The organism is Enterococcus hermanniensis, from assembly GCF_001885945.1.
GTDB classification, from domain to species: Bacteria; Bacillota; Bacilli; order Lactobacillales; family Enterococcaceae; genus Enterococcus_A; species Enterococcus_A hermanniensis.
In genome coordinates this window covers 291,306-308,281 of record NZ_JXKQ01000001.1, presented here as the reverse complement: position 1 = coordinate 308,281, position 16,976 = coordinate 291,306, and the positions used below count along the sequence as shown (strand labels likewise).

At 40.2% G+C, this 16,976-nt stretch carries 17 protein-coding genes; 11 read left to right on the top strand and 6 right to left on the bottom strand.

Annotation, left to right across the window (positions count from 1 at the left end):
• Positions 1-5 precede the first annotated feature (5 nt).
• Together RV04_RS01525 and RV04_RS01520 are read left to right on the top strand one after the other, a co-directional pair.
• A complete protein-coding gene (locus RV04_RS01525) occupies positions 6-1,190 on the top strand; it encodes a double-cubane-cluster-containing anaerobic reductase (protein WP_071856708.1) in 1,185 nt (394 codons plus the stop codon).
• Complete coding sequence (locus tag RV04_RS01520; RefSeq protein ID WP_071856707.1) at positions 1,172-1,936, top strand: acyl-CoA dehydratase activase; 765 nt, start codon at positions 1,172-1,174, stop codon at positions 1,934-1,936. The genes RV04_RS01525 and RV04_RS01520 overlap by 19 nt, the downstream gene beginning before the upstream one ends.
• 56 nt (positions 1,937-1,992) lie before the next feature.
• Here RV04_RS01520 and RV04_RS01515 read toward each other — a convergent pair whose 3' ends face one another.
• The gene (locus RV04_RS01515; RefSeq protein ID WP_071856706.1) at positions 1,993-2,457 is read right to left on the bottom strand and encodes an Rrf2 family transcriptional regulator; all 465 of its coding nucleotides are present in this window, start codon (positions 2,455-2,457) and stop codon (positions 1,993-1,995) included.
• A 120-nt stretch (positions 2,458-2,577) separates the two neighbouring features.
• Here RV04_RS01515 and RV04_RS01510 point away from each other — a divergent pair, with 120 nt between their 5' ends.
• On the top strand, positions 2,578-3,423 hold the full coding sequence (locus tag RV04_RS01510) for an SDR family oxidoreductase (RefSeq protein WP_071856705.1): 846 nt from the start codon (positions 2,578-2,580) through the stop codon (positions 3,421-3,423).
• A 67-nt stretch (positions 3,424-3,490) separates the two neighbouring features.
• Here RV04_RS01510 and RV04_RS01505 read toward each other — a convergent pair whose 3' ends face one another.
• Positions 3,491-4,141 (bottom strand): DUF998 domain-containing protein, encoded by a 651-nt coding sequence (locus RV04_RS01505; protein ID WP_071856704.1) that lies wholly within the window; start codon positions 4,139-4,141, stop codon positions 3,491-3,493.
• A gap of 196 nt (positions 4,142-4,337) precedes the next feature.
• Between RV04_RS01505 and RV04_RS01500 the strand changes: the two genes are divergently transcribed.
• The 3 genes from RV04_RS01500 to RV04_RS01490 are packed head-to-tail and all read left to right on the top strand — an operon-like array spanning position 4,338 to position 7,489.
• Entirely contained in the window at positions 4,338-5,252 is a 915-nt protein-coding gene (locus tag RV04_RS01500; protein ID WP_071856703.1) for an ABC transporter ATP-binding protein, read from the top strand.
• Positions 5,245-6,852: an ABC transporter permease gene (locus RV04_RS01495; protein ID WP_071856702.1), complete on the top strand. Its 1,608-nt coding sequence runs from the start codon at positions 5,245-5,247 to the stop codon at positions 6,850-6,852. Before RV04_RS01500 ends, RV04_RS01495 begins: the two co-directional genes overlap by 8 nt.
• A 4-nt stretch (positions 6,853-6,856) precedes the next feature.
• Positions 6,857-7,489, top strand: a complete 633-nt coding sequence (locus tag RV04_RS01490; RefSeq protein ID WP_071856701.1) for a TetR/AcrR family transcriptional regulator — start codon at positions 6,857-6,859, stop codon at positions 7,487-7,489.
• 75 nt (positions 7,490-7,564) lie between these two features.
• On the opposite strand, the gene RV04_RS01485 is transcribed toward RV04_RS01490, so the two are convergent.
• The 3 genes from RV04_RS01485 to RV04_RS01475 all read right to left on the bottom strand — a co-directional run bounded on the left by RV04_RS01485 (position 7,565) and on the right by RV04_RS01475 (position 9,381).
• Positions 7,565-8,317, bottom strand: coding sequence for an SDR family NAD(P)-dependent oxidoreductase (locus tag RV04_RS01485; protein WP_071856700.1), 753 nt, complete (start codon positions 8,315-8,317; stop codon positions 7,565-7,567).
• A 59-nt stretch (positions 8,318-8,376) separates the two neighbouring features.
• The gene (locus tag RV04_RS01480) at positions 8,377-8,955 is read right to left on the bottom strand and encodes a TetR/AcrR family transcriptional regulator (protein WP_071856699.1); all 579 of its coding nucleotides are present in this window, start codon (positions 8,953-8,955) and stop codon (positions 8,377-8,379) included.
• 204 nt (positions 8,956-9,159) lie between these two features.
• On the bottom strand, positions 9,160-9,381 hold the full coding sequence (locus RV04_RS01475) for a hypothetical protein (protein WP_071856698.1): 222 nt from the start codon (positions 9,379-9,381) through the stop codon (positions 9,160-9,162).
• A 227-nt stretch (positions 9,382-9,608) separates the two neighbouring features.
• Between RV04_RS01475 and RV04_RS01470 the strand changes: the two genes are divergently transcribed.
• The 5 genes from RV04_RS01470 to RV04_RS01450 all read left to right on the top strand — a co-directional run bounded on the left by RV04_RS01470 (position 9,609) and on the right by RV04_RS01450 (position 14,191).
• On the top strand, positions 9,609-10,253 hold the full coding sequence (locus RV04_RS01470; RefSeq protein WP_071856697.1) for a hypothetical protein: 645 nt from the start codon (positions 9,609-9,611) through the stop codon (positions 10,251-10,253).
• A gap of 502 nt (positions 10,254-10,755) precedes the next feature.
• Positions 10,756-11,895 (top strand): cystathionine gamma-synthase, encoded by a 1,140-nt coding sequence (locus RV04_RS01465; protein ID WP_071856696.1) that lies wholly within the window; start codon positions 10,756-10,758, stop codon positions 11,893-11,895.
• A gap of 4 nt (positions 11,896-11,899) precedes the next feature.
• A complete protein-coding gene (locus RV04_RS01460; protein WP_071856695.1) occupies positions 11,900-12,679 on the top strand; it encodes an amino acid ABC transporter substrate-binding protein in 780 nt (259 codons plus the stop codon).
• Between the two features lie 109 nt (positions 12,680-12,788).
• A complete protein-coding gene (locus RV04_RS01455; RefSeq protein WP_071856694.1) occupies positions 12,789-13,442 on the top strand; it encodes an amino acid ABC transporter permease in 654 nt (217 codons plus the stop codon).
• Positions 13,443-13,459: 17 nt separating this feature from the next.
• The gene (locus RV04_RS01450) at positions 13,460-14,191 is read left to right on the top strand and encodes an amino acid ABC transporter ATP-binding protein (RefSeq protein ID WP_071856693.1); all 732 of its coding nucleotides are present in this window, start codon (positions 13,460-13,462) and stop codon (positions 14,189-14,191) included.
• Between the two features lie 54 nt (positions 14,192-14,245).
• Here the strand turns inward: RV04_RS01450 and RV04_RS01445 are convergent, their stop codons facing one another.
• On the bottom strand, positions 14,246-16,903 hold the full coding sequence (locus tag RV04_RS01445; protein ID WP_071856692.1) for a cation-translocating P-type ATPase: 2,658 nt from the start codon (positions 16,901-16,903) through the stop codon (positions 14,246-14,248).
• Positions 16,904-16,976 lie beyond the last annotated feature (73 nt).

The window sequence follows — 16,976 nt, the reverse complement described above, 5'->3', positions numbered from 1 at the left end:
AACAAATGGATGTAAAAACAAGCTTACCAGAGATTTTTACTGATTTTGGTGAAGCACGTAGACAAGGTTTTTTAGCAGTCAAAGAGATCAAAGAAAAAGGGATTCCCGTCGTAGGTGTTTATTGTACGTTTATGCCAGAAGAATTAGTATTGGCAGGCGAAGCGATCCAAATCAGTTTGTGCTCGACCTCAGACGAGACGATTCCGGATGCTGAGGAAGATCTGCCACGTAATCTTTGCCCACTGATCAAATCGAGTTATGGCTTTGGCAAAACGGATAAATGTCCGTATTTTTATTTTTCTGATTTAGTAGTTGGAGAGACGACGTGTGATGGTAAAAAGAAAATGTATGAATATATGGAAGAGTTCAAAGAGACGTATTTGATGCAGCTGCCCCATACACGTACGAGTGAGGCGAGCAAACAATTATGGTATAGCGAGCTAGTGCGTTTTAAAGCAAAACTGGAAGACTTTCTGAATGTCGAAATCACAGATGAAAAAATTCGGTCTGCAATCAAACTGAAAAATCGTGAGCGTGTAGCCAAACAGAACTTCTATCGTTTGGGGCAACTGAACCCGCCAGCTATCAGCGGGCAAGAAATTTTCAAAGTGATGTATGGTGCTCAGTATAAATTTGATAAAGAAGAAGTCATCCAATTATTGGAAGAAACAACGACTAGAGTCAAAACAGAGTATGCCGCAGGTAAACGTTTGGATGCCAAACCAAGAATCTTAGTAACGGGCTCACCAATGGGTGGGGTGACTGAAAAAGTGATTCGAGCAATCGAAGAAAACGGTGGGATCGTAGTAGCTTATGAAAATTGTACGGTAGCCAAAGCAGTGGAGCGCTTGGTCGATGAAGAGGAAGCCGATGTGTACCAAGCACTGACAGATAAATATATCAATATTGGCTGTGCCTGCATGACGAATAATCAACCCCGGAAAGAGCTCTTGAGTCAAATGATCGATGACTATCACGTCGATGGTGTGATTGACATGGTCTTGCAAAATTGTATCCCTTTTTCGGTCGAATCTCTGAAAATCAAACGCTTCTTGAATGAAGAAAAGCACATTCCATATATGTATTTAGAAACAGACTACTCAACTGCTGATATCGAGCAGATCAATACTCGGGTGACGGCCTTTATCGAAATGTTGGAAGAAGAGATCTTATGTACACAATCGGTTTAGATTCGGGCTCGACCACGACCAAAGGAGTGCTTTTTGCAAAGGATCAACTTGTCGATCGTTATTTGATTCCCACCGCTGGTAATCCTCGAAAGGCGATGACCGAAGTCGTGGAATATTTTAAAGAACAATCTGGCTTGACTAAAGTGAAATTAGTGACTACCGGTTACGGTCGTAAATTGATCCCAGCTGACCTAGTAATGACTGAGATCACTTGTCATGGAAAAGGGGCGGAATACCTTTTACCTGGAGTGACGCAAGTCATTGATATTGGGGGACAAGATTGTAAAGCAATTCAATTAAATGGTAAAGGCAATGTGACTGAATTTAGCATGAATGATCGCTGTGCAGCTGGAACAGGTCGCTTTGTAGAAGTGATGATGCGGACATTAGGCGAAGAAATCACTGACATCGATCGATTTGTCCAAGTCGCTACACCGATCACGATCAATAGTATGTGCACTGTTTTCGCTGAGTCAGAAGTTATCAGTTTGATCTCAAAAGGCGAAGAACGAGCAGATATCGCATTAGGTGTTCTCCATTCGATCGCTCAACGGATCAGCAGTCAATATTCAAAATTACGACCTAAACGAGGGGAAAGAATCTTATTCACCGGCGGTCTATCAAAAAGTACTGCTTTTACGAGCGTCCTAGCACAATATGTAGCGGCGCCTGTTCTAACCGATGAGCTTTCGCAGTTTGCGGGTGCTATCGGAGCGGCTCAAATCGGGATCAAAAAATTGTATTAAAAAAGACCGTCCTAAGAAATAGGGCGGTCTTTTAGCGTAAAAAGTGGAAAAGTAGTTTATGAGAGATACGGTTTCACAAATACAGCATTCTCAGGTCTTTTTTCTGATTCAGCGATTTGCTCGATGATTTGTTGCAGGCTGATTTGGGACATTTCAGCTTCAACGGATGCTTGCAAGCGTGTATAGGTCGAAGTTAAGACATCTTGGATATTCGCGCCCACAATACAATCTGGGTTCGTCTTTGGATCGACTTGAATCAGATTGGTATTTCCTTCAATACTTTGATAGACATCCAACAAGGTGATTTCTGTTGGTGATTTTGCCAGGGTTGGTTTGGCTTTTCCTGTTTGCGTAAGGATCAAATGGGATTTCTTTAAATTGCTCATGATTTTTCTAACATTCGCAGCATTCGTTTCGACGCTACTGGCAATCATTTCACTAGATAAGTAATTCGTATCTTTAAAAATTTCTATGTAAGTAAGAATGTGGATGGCATCACTGAATTGGATTGAATATTTCATTTTAAAAGCTCCTTTCATTTTTTTTACTTGACTAATACTACCATACTGTTTATTATAAAGGTGTAACTTATAAATGTACAGCAAGAAAGATAACAATTAAAATAAAGGAGTGTTAATGATATGACTTATTTAGTAACAGGAGCAAATGGTGGTTTCGGTGGACTTGCATTGAATTTTTTGAAGGAATTAGTTCCGCAAAATAAAATTTATGCGTTAGTTCGTAGCGAAGAAAAAGGTGCCGCTTTGAAGGAAGCAGGCTTCAATGTAAGAATTGGTGATTATTCTACTATCGATTCGATGAAGTCAGTTTTACAGGGGATTGACCGTTTACTATTCGTCTCAGGGGCACCAGGAAATCGCCAAGCAGAACATGAAAATGTAGTAAAGGCAGCTAAAGAAGTAGGGGTTTCATACATTGCTTATACAAGTTTTGCAGATGCCGATCACTCAACAAGCGAACTAGCAGCGGATCATATTTTTACTGAAAAAGTAATCGAAGAATCAGGGATCGCTCACACATTCTTACGAAATAATTGGTACCTAGAAAATGAAATGCCAATTATTGGTCAAGCCTTAACTAGTAGTAAATTCGTTTATGCTGCTGAAGCTGGTAAAGTTGGTTGGGCATTAAGAAGAGAATATGCAGAAGTGGCTGCAAAAGCGGTAGCCGGAACAACATACCCTGCCATTTTAGAATTATCAGGTGAGCCGATCACTTATGCAGAATTAGCTGAAGCATTAAAAGTAGCAACCGGAAAAGATATTGAAGTCATCGCTTCTGACGACCAAGGCTTTGTTGATAATTTAGTAGCAGGTGGTCTACCACAGCCCGTTGCAGAAATGTTCCTTTCTTTCCAACACGATATCAAGAATGACCAATTGGATGTTTATTCTGATAATTTTGCTGAAGCTTTAGGCCGACCTTTAGCCAGCCGTGTCGCAGCGTTAAAAGAACTATTAAAATAAATTGAAGCCTAAAATACCCGATCAAGTAATTGATCGGGTATTTTTTATTAAGTCTTATGGAGCAAGCTCAATAGACTTGGCTTGATGGATACTTCAATTGTCTAAGAGCAAGCGTCGCTGCAGGTAAATAAAGGAATAGGAGGGAAGTGCGTTGCCAAAAACCACGTGTTGTTGTCAGCAACTTTCCAATCACAGGTAAATAGTAAGCAGCAAATAAGATCAACGTGATGATCGCGATCACTAAACAAACCAGATAAAAGCCAGCAAGCCCTTTTTTTCCTTTCAAAGAAGCTTCATAGGCCAGTAGCAAGGGGACGAACATCATTGCTACCATCGCAATGCCTGAAAAAGCAGCATGTAAAAAATAAGCGGGACTAAAAAAACTAGCAGATTCACTGATGTGGACGATCCCGGTCAAAAGACAATCACCAAAGCCATACAGCGCAATGGCACTGGTCAAGATTTGTGCCATCCGTTTTGATTCCGTGACAAAAAAAGGATAGACGCCGAGGCTGCCTAAGATAAATAAGGTTCCAGTAATGACTGATCCATGATTAAAAGCAGAGTACACAGGACTATTGGCTTCACCGAGTTGACTGATCAACATCGTCATTTGATTAAAGCCGGGATAAGCTGGCCCTAATAGATAAGGAAGAGAAAAATCACCGACCACGGCTAATAGTAAGAGTAGTGGCGGTATTTTTTTACTAATCGTCATAAAAAGCTCCTTCAATGGTTTCCTTTATCATACGTCAGTTTCCGAAAAACTTCGAGAAATATGTGGCTAATAGTGAACCTAGATTCCTACATTTAAGCGCAGAGATTGGAAAACGTTTGATTGACTGCTTAGTCATTGACTGGTAAGTCAAAAAAGCGTATTCTCACAGTAAAGAAGAAATCAAGGAGTGAGTGAGATGGATCAACCGATTGTTTCATTACAGCAAGTCACTAAAAAATTTGGGCATTTTGAAGCCTTGAAAGATATCACCTTTACGGTCAATCAGGGGGAAGTACTGGGATTTATTGGCCCAAATGGCGCAGGAAAATCAACAACCATTCGAATTCTGTTGGGAATGTTGAAAAAGACAAGTGGAACAGCCCAGATTTTTGGTCAAGATGTTTGGCAAGAAGATACGGCGATCCATCAACGACTTTCTTATGTTCCAGGGGATGTTTATCTGTGGCCCAACTTGACCGGAGGAGAAATTATTGATTTATTGTTACGTTTAAATGGCCAGCAACGGACGGAAAAAACGGAAACCTTGATCCAAAATTTTCAATTAGATCCTAAGAAAAAGGCTCGGACTTATTCCAAAGGAAATCGTCAAAAAGTTGCCCTGATCGCAGCTTTGTCACAAGAAGCCGATTTATATATTTTTGATGAACCCACTTCAGGATTGGATCCCTTAAACGAAAGGACATTTCAGCAAGAAGTCATGAGACTCAAAGCTGCGGGGAAGAGTATTTTGCTTTCTAGCCACATTTTATCTGAAGTAGAAAAAATGTGTGATCGGATTGCGATCATTCGTGATGGCGCGATCATTGAGACAGGCGACTTACTTTCTATGCGGCATTTAACGCGCATAAAAATGACAGTCAGGACTGAAGATTCTTTGACGGGACTAGAGAAGCTACCGGGAATTTATGAGCTGAAGTTTAGCGATTCACAACTACAAAACGCAGAATTTTCTGTTGATCGTGATCAAATGGACACCTTGATGCGCTTTTTAGCGGAAAGAAAACTGATTGATTTGATCTCTGCACCACCAACGCTAGAAGATCTGTTTATGCATTATTATGAAAAGCGGGGAGTTGATTCTCATGCATAGTGGAGCAAAAACGAATTATCTTCTTCAAGCAAATCTTAAACAAAATCGGATCAAACATTTGATCTGGATCGTTGTCTTAGTTGGATTATTTGCTTCAGCAGCAATAAAGTTTAATGTTTTATTCGGGACACAATCAGACATCACTGCCATTGTTCAAACATTGAAATTGCCTGCGATGGTTTCACTTTTTGGTGAGTTTACAGCAACCAAACCGTATACTACGGCTAATGTTTTTGCTTCAGAAATGTTGGTTTTTATAGGGATGTTTATGGTTTTTATGAATATTTCATTGGCCATCACTAATACTAGAGCAGCAGAAGACAGCGGTCTATTAGAAATGGTCCGTGCGCGTTCGGTTGGGAGATTAGCACTCCTTTATGCGACGACGATCGAAATCATTTTGATCAATGTTGTGATGGCGGGAATGTATATTGGCAGTTTATTCATAGCACAGCTAAACGGTGCCAACGATGAAGGTAATTTTTTGATGGGCATCAGTATTGCTAGTATGGGTATTTTGTTTGGTTTTCTTAGTTTACTCATGGGGCAACTAATGAACGATACTCGCAGTGCTTATTTTACTAGTTATGGTCTGTATGCTGTTTTGTATATCTGCCGGATGCTGACAGATGTCAGCGATCCAAAATGGACCTGGGTTTCACCAGTTGGCTGGGTCGAGAAAACCGAAATTTATTCGCAAAACAATTGGCTTCCCGTCGTTTTGATGCTCGGTTTAGGTGTCGGTTGTTTACTTGTAGCGACCAGGGTTGCAAGTAACCGTGATATAGGTAGTGGTGTTTTTTCGAGCAAAGAAGGAAAAGCCACAGCCGGTAGTTTACTCTCATCACCGATTGGACTGGTTTTACGGCTTGAACGAAACAGCATGATTGGTTGGGTTTTTGGCAGTCTTGTTTTAGGAGCTGCTTACGGATCGATTTTTCAGACGATCGGAGATATTATCGGAACGAATCCGACCTATAAAAAATTATTGGGTGTTTCTCAGGTTCATGCAGCGAATCGTGCATTACTGTTGAACTATTTAAATATGCTAGGTTTGTTTTTTGTTGTTTTAGCAGTTGTCAGCGGTATTTTAGTGGTTTTCCGTTTGGAATCAGATGAACATAAAGGGTATTTAGAAATGATCCATGCTAAAAAAGTAACAAAGACGAATCTAGTCTTGAGTTATTTCTTAGTGGGGGTAGGCCTTAGCCTACTTGTTTTTACTTCAGCGTTAGTCAGTACTTTTTTTATTGGGAATAGTACTTTGCAGGCCCCCTTATCGTCAAATTATTTTTGGCAAACATCTATGGGCTTTTTACCAGCGATCTTGTTTTTTATGGGCTGTGCAACTGCGCTTGTTGGGATCGTGCCAAAAGCCAGTAAATTGTTATGGGGCTATTTAGCTGTAGGAGTCTTGGTGAAAATGTTTGGTCCGCTGATGAATCTTCCAGATAAATATGCGGCTATTTCACCTTTTGGTTGGGTAGGAAAGGTCCCTAGTGAAGCTATTAATCAGCAAGTGACCATCCTATTAGGACTTGCTTTTATTATTTTGACGATTTTAGGATTTGTGGGCTACAATAAGCGAGACATGGAGTGATGGAATGAAAGAAATAGTAAAAGATCCTAAGAAAGAAAAAAATATTCTATTAGCTAGTGCAGAATTATTTGGAACTTCGGGATATCGTGAAACAAAAACAGATGAGATTGCTATACAAGCCGGCGTATCCAAAGGACTGGTATTCCACTATTTTAAAAATAAGAGTGGGCTTTATGAAGCCACTTATGAATACGCAGCTGATTTTTTCTATCAAAAAATCGACTATTCTGTGTGGACAGGAGCGAATGACTTGATCGAGATGGTGATCGCAGCGACTAGATATAAGATCACGTTGCAATTGAAATACCCTGTAGCTTTTAATTTTTTGATGAAAGCTTATGCGGAGATTTCGATCTTGCCGGAACCTTTACGAGAAAAGATGAATCAAAAAATCCAAGCTGATTTTAGTAAAAATCTTACTTTAACGGAAGAGGTCGTAGATAAGTTGCCTTTGCGTAAAGGGGTAGAAAAAAAGGACGTATTAGAAGTCATTTATGCGGTGTTAAATGCGGAAACGATCAAGATCCAACAAGAGCTAACAGTACATCCTGAATGGCAGACGATTGAAGAACTTGCTCCAGTGATCGACCGCCTAAAACGTAAATTAACAATCATTGAGTATGGATTTATCGAATAAAAACTACCTAGCAGATTTTTGCTAGGTAGTCCAGCTCACAAGGGTGTAAAGTAGTTGCCAGTCTCTAAGTAAGGGTTATTTGTTTTTACTAAAGATGTTGACTTGTTTAAGTAGGTGCTTTGTTAATGAGCCTGCCATCCCTGAACGGCTCAATATTTTTCCTTGATGTGATTTTCCATCAGTTAAAACATCTACGATTGACTTGGTGCCTTCGGGTAATGTTCGCATCATCCAGCCGGTCATATGGTCGTTCAAATCGGTCTGAATCCCACCGGGCATGACACCAAAGATATCGACAGAAATCTGGTTTTTCTTAAAGTCATACCCAAAGTTACGAATCATTGAATTGAGAGAGGCCTTGCTAGCCATATAGGCGAAAGGTCGAAAAGAACCAGCGCCGATTCCGGGAAGGGTCACATGCAAGATTTTCCCTTGATTTTTGCTTAAAATCGGCGTGAAGGCTTTAATCATCGAGAAGTTTCCATAAACATTGACCTCTGTAACGGCTTTTAATTCATCAAGAGTAAAATCTAAAGGCCGCTTATGCATATCGCCAGAAATCCCTGCATTATTGATCAATGCATTCAAATCAGAGTGGTTTTCTCGAATGTAGGCAGCGGCGTTAGTGATTGAAGCCAAATCATTTAAATCAATCTGGACCCATTCGACATTAGCGATCCCTTCATTTTTAAGCTGTTGGACGGCTGCTAAGCCGCGTTCTTCATTTCTGGCCCCCAGCAAAATATACCATCCTTTGTGGCCTAATTGACGTGCGCTCTCAAAGCCAATTCCTTTATTAGCTCCAGTAATCAATACTTTATTAGTCATAGTGTGATCTCCTTAGTTATTCGATACAGAACAGTTTCGTATCGTAATTAGTTAAAAAATTATTCCCAAGTAGAGAATAATTGTTCTAAAATTGGTGTGAGTGCTCCGGCTACTTCCTCTTGTGGACGTAAAAGAAACTGAGCAGTAAAAACGCTGATTAGTGTCTCGGCTGCAATTTTTGGATCAATGTTGGGTGATAACTTTTTTTGTGTTTGTAAGTTTTCTAATAGAGCAGCCAGATCTTCTATTTGTGGAATAGCGTGGATATCCCAATACGCCTTGGATAGTTTATCACTGGAAGTCGTTGTATTCACAGCCATCATGATCATTCGTCTACCGGTTGGATTATTGTAGGTCGTTAAAAAACGAGTGACGATTTCTGAGATGATTGCTAGAGGAGAAGCATCTAGTGATAAATTTGTTAGATCCATAGACTTAGCATCGGCTAAGGCAGCTAAGATCAATTCATCTTTGCCTGCATAGCGACGATAGATTGACGCCTTTCCGACTTGGGCATATTCTGCGATGCCCTCAATCGATAATTTATCTGGACTATTTTGGGTCAACAGCTCTCTGACCGCACTTAAAATTTTCTCGTCGACTTCTTTATTTCTAGGTCTTCCCACATTTTTTCTCAAAAATTTCACCTCTTTTATTACGATACAATAGCGTATCGTAATTTCTTTGTCAATCTTTTTTATTTAAAAGCAGCCAAAAAATTTTTCTATAAAGAAAATCAGCGATAAATCATAGCGTAAATTAAACGTTAACTGGAGATCCATTACCGGGACTTAAAAAAACAGACGAACCTCAAAGAGTGAAGTGTCGTCTGTTTTTTTAGTTTATAATTCTATCAAAATTGTCAATAAAGCAAAGCCTTCTTCAGCGAGTGCACCAAAGAATAACAGCAGGCTGTCGATAAATAGTACGCTCATGTTTACCCCAAACATTACAGCTAGTTTCTCCAGACTATCCTTAATTTTTTTCTCTTTAAAATAAACATAGAAAAGATAAAAATTGACCAAAGCAATCAAAATAGTGGAAAGAACCATCGCTGTTTTCATAAGTATACCCCTTCACTTGATTAAAAGTAATCGTTTTTATACTGTTAGTATACCCTACTAGCGACAGAAAAAAAGCGTTTTAAAACAAAAGTGTTATTTTTCACAAAAAAGATTTAAAATAGTCTAAAGCTGTTAATCATTTAACTTTAACTGAATAAAAGCAACTGACTTTTGTCCGTCTGTCCGTTATACTTAGAAAAAGTTAGTAAGTGAAAGGAGGGGAGCAGATGGATTTTGCGACCGCCGATTTTGATTATTATCAACGAACGATCCATAAGATGTATCAAACCTATTATTGGAAACGGATCAGCTTGTGTACAGCCGCGTTGCTGATCATTGCCGCTTATAGCTTCTTTTTCGGGGAGCATTTATTGCTGAATCTTTTGCTGATCGTTATTTTGCTGGGTATATTGATTTTCTTGGTGATCCAACAGCGTAAATTTCCAGAAGTCTATCAAGCCTTTTTAGCGAAAAATCAACCTGAAGCTAAGATCGTTAAAATCGAAGAAACGGAATATAGCTATCAAGTAATCGACCAGGAGAAAGTCGCTATTAGCAAGAAGAATGTCCGTAATTTACCATCAAACAACAAGCGTTATACGCTAATGGTGGGCTTTGCTAAAGCATTTTTTACTACTGAACCTCTACAGATCATTTATTATGATATCTTGGAATTGACCTATGAAGAAAAGTTTCGCTTGAAACGCAATGGGTACAGTTCTGTGCCACGTTTTTTACGGCGTTTTACTTGGGGGAATTTAAAAGCTAGTGCTGGAAATGCCGTGGGCTTCGTTTTGGGAAATTTGTTTCTTTTATTTATTTTGTTCCGTTTGTTACGCTATCTTTGGTCTTTTCTACAGATGTTTTTCTAACGTCTTCGTTTTTGAGGCCACGTTGTAGTTTTTTTATACGCTGATTGTTTTATAAAAAAGCGCACATTCAGAAAATTAATGAGAATCAACATTTCTAGATTAAAGTTATTTTAAGAAATGACAGAAATTAATTTATTGACTTCTCATTTTTAAAATGCTAAATTTAAGCCAATCAATTAAGGGGGTCCGAACCATGACGAACGACATGACAATGATGAACCATCAAACAGTTAAATCAGCGTGTTGTTGTATGATGCAAAAAAACATCATACCATTTTGTCATGCCTATTAACTGTTCTGGACTCGTTTAAATGCTTTTTACTTTTAACGATTGCAAGAGGTACAGCTTTAATAGCTTGTGCCTCTTTTTTTGTATTCAAATCTGCCTAATGAAGAAGGAGGAGTCGCCATGTGTTGTCGCAGCGCTCTGGAAAGACTTTAAAATAAAACTGATCGATTGAAAAAAATTCTTGAGAAATGTAAAAAATAGGAGGAAACAACGATGAATTTATCAACAAAATTGATCCACGGTGGTATTAGCGAAGACCCATTGACAGGTGCGGTCAATGTTCCAATCTATCAAACCTCGACATATCGCCAAAAGAAACTTGGACAACCAGGTGATTTTGAATATTCTCGTTCAGGTAATCCGACCCGTTTAGCTTTAGAAGAATTGGTCGCTGAACTTGAAGGTGGCGTGAAGGGTTTTGCTTTTGCTTCAGGTCTGGCAGCAATCCATGCAACATTATCAATTTTCAAACCGGGTGATCATTTGATTTTGGGAGACGATGTTTATGGCGGAACTTTCCGTTTAATGGATAAAGTCTTTAAACCTTTAGGATTAAGTTATACAATGGTGGATAGTCGAGATATCTCTGCTCTTGAGAGCGTCGTAACAGACCAAACGAAAGCCTTGCTTTTGGAAACACCAAGTAACCCATTATTGAAAATCATCGATATCGAAAAAAGTGTTGCTTGGGCCAAAGAACATGACTTGTTGACGATCGTTGATAATACGTTTGCGACACCTTATCTACAGCAACCCCTAGCACTTGGTGCAGACATTGTTGTCCACAGTGGCACCAAATATTTGGGCGGTCACAGTGACTTAGTAGCGGGCGTTGCTACGACGAACAACGAGGAGTTGGCTGAACAGATTGGTTTCTTCCAAAATTCGATTGGTGGTGTGTTAGGACCGCAAGATAGCTGGTTGCTACACCGCGGGATCAAAACACTAGGTGTTCGAATGGAAGCTCATCAAAAAAATGCAGCCGAAATCGCGAGCTTTTTAGTCGACAACCCCTTGGTCTCAAAGGTATACTATCCAGGTTTGAGTGATCATCCCGGACATGAAATCGCAGCAAAGCAAATGCGTGGTTTTGGTGGAATGGTGGCCTTTGAATTAGCGGATGAAAGGACCGTCGCTTCATTCGTTGAATCACTGAAAGTCATTACACTAGCCGAAAGTTTGGGTGGTGTTGAGAGTTTGATCGAAGTACCAGCTGTGATGACGCATGCATCGATCCCAAAAGAAAAGCGGGAAATTTCCGGAATCAAAGATGGTTTGATACGATTATCAGTAGGAATAGAAGATATTGAAGATTTAAAAAATGATTTGCAACAAGCGTTGGAGGGAAAATAGAAAAATGAAAAAATCACTTATTGCCGTTGCTAGTATCTTAGCAGTAGGAGTCTTGTTTTTAGCAGGCTGCCAATCAAAATCAGATGACAGTAGCGATTCAAGCTCAAAAAAAGTTTTAAGAGTCGGGACAGAAGGAACTTATTCACCGTTTTCTTATCGTGATGACAATGATAAACTAACTGGTTTTGACGTAGATGTGGCAAAAGCTGTCGCTAAAAAAATGGACTATGAAGTTAAATTTGTAGAAGCACCATGGGATTCAATGTTGGCTGCTTTTGATGCAAACAAAACAGATGTCGTTTTCAATCAAGTATCAATCACTGATGAACGTAAAGAAAAATACTTGTTCACGACACCTTATTCAGTTTCTCACCCAGCATTGATCGTAAACAAAGACAATGATGATATCAAAGACTTCTCAGATTTGAAAGGGAAAACTTCAGCTCAATCATTGACGAGTAACTATGCACAAATGGCTGAAGACTTAGGCGCAGACATTTCTAGTGTCGATGGATTTAGTAAAGCAGTTGAATTGGTTGGGGACAAACGTGCCGATGCAACATTGAACGATGACGTCACTTACTATGACTATTTGAAACAAAAACCAGATGCACCAATTAAAATTGTAAAAACATCAGATGAATCAACGAAAGTGGCTGCGATGCTCCATAAAGATGACAAAGATTTAGCCGATAAAATGGATAAAGCCATCAAAGAATTAGAAGCAGATGGCACATTGACGAAATTATCTGAGAAATATTTCAATAAAGATATCACTAAATAAGCATACTTTTTACCTCTTGTCGCAATGCGGCAAGAGGTAAAACGGTATCTGCTAGCAATGTTGTCGGTACTAATTACCGGCAGCTGATTATGAACGAGGGGTAAACAACATGGAACGAACACTTGATATTATTCAAAGCTCAGCGCTGCCTTTATTTTGGGCACTGATAAAAATGACGATCCCATTGACTTTGATCTCTTTTGCGTTGGGGATGATTTTAGCATTGGTCACGGCCTTAGCTCGGATCTCTAAAAATCGTTTGATCAATGGAATCTTTTTTATCTACGTCTGGATCTTTCGCGGGACACCGTTACTTGTCCAATTATTTATTGTCTTCTTCGGCTTGCCATCTGTCGGGATCCAAATGGATGCTTGGACAGCAGCGATTTTGACTTTTTCATTAAATACAGGGGCTTATGCTTCGGAAAATATCCGCTCGGCGTTATTAGCGATTCCTCAAGGGCAATATGAATCGGCTGCGTCACTCGGAATGAGTCGTTGGCAGATTTTATATCGCATCATTGCACCGCAAGCTTTTAAAATCGCCTTGCCGCCATTATCCAACAACTTTGTCAGCTTAGTAAAAGATACTTCACTAGCTGCCAGCATCACGATTGTAGAAATTTTTATGACGGCCCAAAGAATCGCCGCGCGCACCTATGAACCATTACTGCTTTATTGTATGGTCGCTGTCTATTACTTGATTTTCTGTACTCTTTTAAATTATCTACAATCTGTGCTTGAAAAACGGATGGTTTATTAGGAGGAGGAGAACAGACAATGTTGACAATTGAAAATTTAAATAAAACATTTGATGGAAATCATGTACTTAAAGACATCAATCTAACCTTCCAACCAGGTGAAACGACAGTGATCTTAGGACCATCTGGATCTGGAAAAAGTACCTTATTACGTTCAATCGATCTATTAGAAACACCAGACAGCGGAACGATCACGATCGGTGACGATAAACTGACGTTTCCGCAAAAAATTGCTTTTTCGCAATTAAAAAAATACCGCGGACATTTTAGTATCGTTTTCCAAGCGTATAATCTTTTCCCTCATTTTACAGTCATCCAAAATGTGATGGAAGGTCCGACCCAAGTCAAAAAAGTGTCAAAAGAACAAGCTCGGACCCAAGCAGAAGGTTTATTGAAACAAGTTGGTTTATCCGACAAAGCGAAGGATCGTCCTAGCCAACTATCTGGTGGGCAGATGCAACGGGTCGCCATTGCACGCGCACTCGCGATGGAACCAGAATTTATGCTTTATGATGAACCAACGAGTGCGTTAGACCCTGAGTTGGCACAAGAAGTATTACTAGTTATCAAAAAATTGGCCGAAACAGGAAATGGCCAAATCGTCGTGACTCACCATGTCGAATTTGCACGAAAAGTTGCAGATCGGATCGTCTTTTTAGAAGATGGTGAAATCACGTTTGATGGGGATACGCAGTCATTTTTTACTAGTGACAATCCTCGGATCCAACGCTACTTACAACAATTACTATAAATAAAAAGGAGGTACGACAATTGTCGTACCTCCTTTTTTTGGTTTAGTTCTTACTTATTGCGCTATTCCTTTTGATTGTTGGATGTTGACGATAATCAGTTTCGTGATTTCCATCAATACGACTGCAGCGACAGCTAAGCCAAATGCTATGCTAATGTCATTGACAGTAAAAGTTGCAGGAATGGCAAAGACTTCTCTTAAACCAGGCAATAGTGTCAGGCTGAACAATCCAGCACACACGACAACTGCTAAAATAACCATTTTATTACTGAAGAAACCCGCTTGGAAAGCAGTTTGGGTATTCGAACGAGCAGCAAAGGTCTGTAGTGTCCGACTTAAAATCAAGGTCGAAAAGGCCATCGCGACCCCGATCTCAGCCGATTGCTGGTTACCGATCCATTGAGCCGTGACCACAGCGAGCGCAATCAAGATTCCACGATAGGTTACAGAGGTCAATGTTTTACCAGTAAAGATCCCACTGTTAGGATCACGAGGCTGGCGCTGCATGATGGTAGGCTCCGCTTTTTCCATTCCTAAAGCGATCGCTGGAAGCGAGTCATTGACTAAGTTGATGAACAATAATTGTAAGGCTGTAAATGGATTTGCCCAACCAACCACTAAAGCAAAGATGATCGAGATGATCGCACCTAAGTTACCAGCAAAAAGGTACGCAACGGCTTTTTTGATATTATCAAAGACATTTCGTCCGACTTCTACGGCTTTAATGATCGAAGCAAAGTTGTCATCGGTCAAGACCATTGAAGCAGCATCTTTAGCGACGTCGGTTCCGGTTCCCATTGCGATTCCGATATCGGCTTGTTTCAAAGCAGGCGCATCATTGACTCCATCACCCGTCATTGCTGAGATCTGGCCTTTATCTTGCCATGCGCGAACGATCCGGATTTTGTTTTCAGGTGAGACTCGCGCATAAACAGTGATCGCTTCTAATTGTTCTGTGAGTTCAGTTTCCGTTAAACGATCTAATTCAGCCCCTGTCAATGCTTGGTCACCTGATTGGAAAATACCGATTTCTTTGGCGATCGCTACGGCAGTCGTCTTGTGGTCACCGGTAATCATAATAGTCTGGATTCCAGCTGAATTTGCATCAGCTACAGCTTGGAAAACTTCTTCTCGTGGCGGATCGATCATCGCCATCAAACCAACAAGAACCAATTCTTCTTCATCTGCTAAAGTGATTTCTGGATTTACGACCTCTTTATAAGCAAAGGCTAAGACACGCAACGCTCGCTCTGAGAAAGCTTCATTTTGTTTTTGGAATTGGGCTTTGATTTCTGGTGTAAGGGGAACGATCTCATCATCCAATAAGACTTTGGTACTACGTTCAAAAACGACGTCTGGACCACCTTTTGTCAGCATCATTTTTTTCTGATCGATCGTGTGTAATGTCGACATCAATTTACGATCAGAATCAAACGGCAATTCATTTTCACGTGGATATTTTTTACGCAGTTCGCGATACGATTGATTTTGCTTTTCGCTGAAATCAATCAATGCGATCTCCGTTGGATCACCTAATTTGGTGCCATCTTCACTGATCGAAGCATCATTAGCTAAAACACTGATTTCAACTAAGCGTTGTTCATCGTTATCCCAATCGGTTGGATCATTGGGGAATTCACCAACTTGACCATTCGCTAGATAATGATCCACGATCGTCATTTTGTTTTGAGTTAGTGTTCCTGTTTTATCCGTACAGATGACACTGGTCGAACCAAGTGTTTCAACTGCTGGTAATTTACGGATGATCGCATGATGTTTGGCCATTTTCTTTGTTCCTAACGATAAAACGATGGTCACGATTGATTGCAAGGCTTCTGGAATCGCAGCCACCGCCACGGCTACCGCAAACATGAAGGCATTGACGATATCTTGAGTCATATCAGTAGAGCCATCTAAGAAAATCCGTAGTAATTGAACGCCTAAGATAATCAGTGACAAGATCAAAATCGCGATACTCAATTTTTTACTAAAGCTATCTAAACCGCGTTGTAAGGGCGTTTTTTGCTCTGTCGTAGATTCTAACAAGCCAGCGACTTGTCCAATCTCTGTTTCATTTCCTGTAGCCGTTACTAAGAATTTCCCGCGACCATAAGTCACGATTGTTCCGCTGAAGACCATGTTGATGCGATCACCAACAGGGGCTTCATTCGTCAACGTCGTCAATTCTTTTTCAGCCGGAGTCGATTCTCCCGTCAACATACCTTCGTCAACTTTCAAAGAACCGGCTTCCAATAGACGTCCATCGGCCGGAACATAATCGCCAGCTTCTAAAATCACGACATCACCGACAACGATCTCGTTCGCTGGAATACATTGTTCTTGACCGGCGCGTAAGACGCTCGCATCTGGTGCAGAAAGTTTTTTCAAAGCATCCAATGAGCCTTCTGCTTTTTTTGTTTGGATGACACTAACGACCGAGTTCAATAGTAAGACCGCAAAAATCACTAGTGATTCGACATGGGCACCCATCACCATTTGAACGATAGCAACGATCAGTAAGACTACGACCATGGCATCTTTAAACGTATCTAAAAAGAGGGTAAGGGTCGATTTTTTCTTTGCTTCTTTTAATTGATTGGGCCCATTTTCTTGCAGCCGTTGTTGGGCTTCTACTTGGCTCAAGCCTTCTGGTACAGTCTGTAATTCTTGTATCAATTCGTTTGTTTCTTTTTGATAAGTTGTTTTTGTCAATTTGGATCCTCCAATTTTTTTATTCACTTGAAATGGTCGATTTAGACAAAAAAAGACCTAAGGCAAGTGTGAA

What these genes read in the sequence shown, in the direction of transcription:
- RV04_RS01525 (WP_071856708.1), top strand. Translation starts at nt 6, where the DNA reads ATGGATGTAAAAACAAGCTTACCAGAGATTTTTACTGATTTTGGTGAA.
- RV04_RS01520 (WP_071856707.1), top strand. Translation starts at nt 1,172, where the DNA reads ATGTACACAATCGGTTTAGATTCGGGCTCGACCACGACCAAAGGAGTG.
- RV04_RS01515 (WP_071856706.1), bottom strand. Translation starts at nt 2,457, where the DNA reads ATGAAATATTCAATCCAATTCAGTGATGCCATCCACATTCTTACTTAC.
- RV04_RS01510 (WP_071856705.1), top strand. Translation starts at nt 2,578, where the DNA reads ATGACTTATTTAGTAACAGGAGCAAATGGTGGTTTCGGTGGACTTGCA.
- RV04_RS01505 (WP_071856704.1), bottom strand. Translation starts at nt 4,141, where the DNA reads ATGACGATTAGTAAAAAAATACCGCCACTACTCTTACTATTAGCCGTG.
- RV04_RS01500 (WP_071856703.1), top strand. Translation starts at nt 4,338, where the DNA reads ATGGATCAACCGATTGTTTCATTACAGCAAGTCACTAAAAAATTTGGG.
- RV04_RS01495 (WP_071856702.1), top strand. Translation starts at nt 5,245, where the DNA reads ATGCATAGTGGAGCAAAAACGAATTATCTTCTTCAAGCAAATCTTAAA.
- RV04_RS01490 (WP_071856701.1), top strand. Translation starts at nt 6,857, where the DNA reads ATGAAAGAAATAGTAAAAGATCCTAAGAAAGAAAAAAATATTCTATTA.
- RV04_RS01485 (WP_071856700.1), bottom strand. Translation starts at nt 8,317, where the DNA reads ATGACTAATAAAGTATTGATTACTGGAGCTAATAAAGGAATTGGCTTT.
- RV04_RS01475 (WP_071856698.1), bottom strand. Translation starts at nt 9,381, where the DNA reads ATGAAAACAGCGATGGTTCTTTCCACTATTTTGATTGCTTTGGTCAAT.
- RV04_RS01470 (WP_071856697.1), top strand. Translation starts at nt 9,609, where the DNA reads ATGGATTTTGCGACCGCCGATTTTGATTATTATCAACGAACGATCCAT.
- RV04_RS01465 (WP_071856696.1), top strand. Translation starts at nt 10,756, where the DNA reads ATGAATTTATCAACAAAATTGATCCACGGTGGTATTAGCGAAGACCCA.
- RV04_RS01460 (WP_071856695.1), top strand. Translation starts at nt 11,900, where the DNA reads ATGAAAAAATCACTTATTGCCGTTGCTAGTATCTTAGCAGTAGGAGTC.
- RV04_RS01455 (WP_071856694.1), top strand. Translation starts at nt 12,789, where the DNA reads ATGGAACGAACACTTGATATTATTCAAAGCTCAGCGCTGCCTTTATTT.
- RV04_RS01450 (WP_071856693.1), top strand. Translation starts at nt 13,460, where the DNA reads ATGTTGACAATTGAAAATTTAAATAAAACATTTGATGGAAATCATGTA.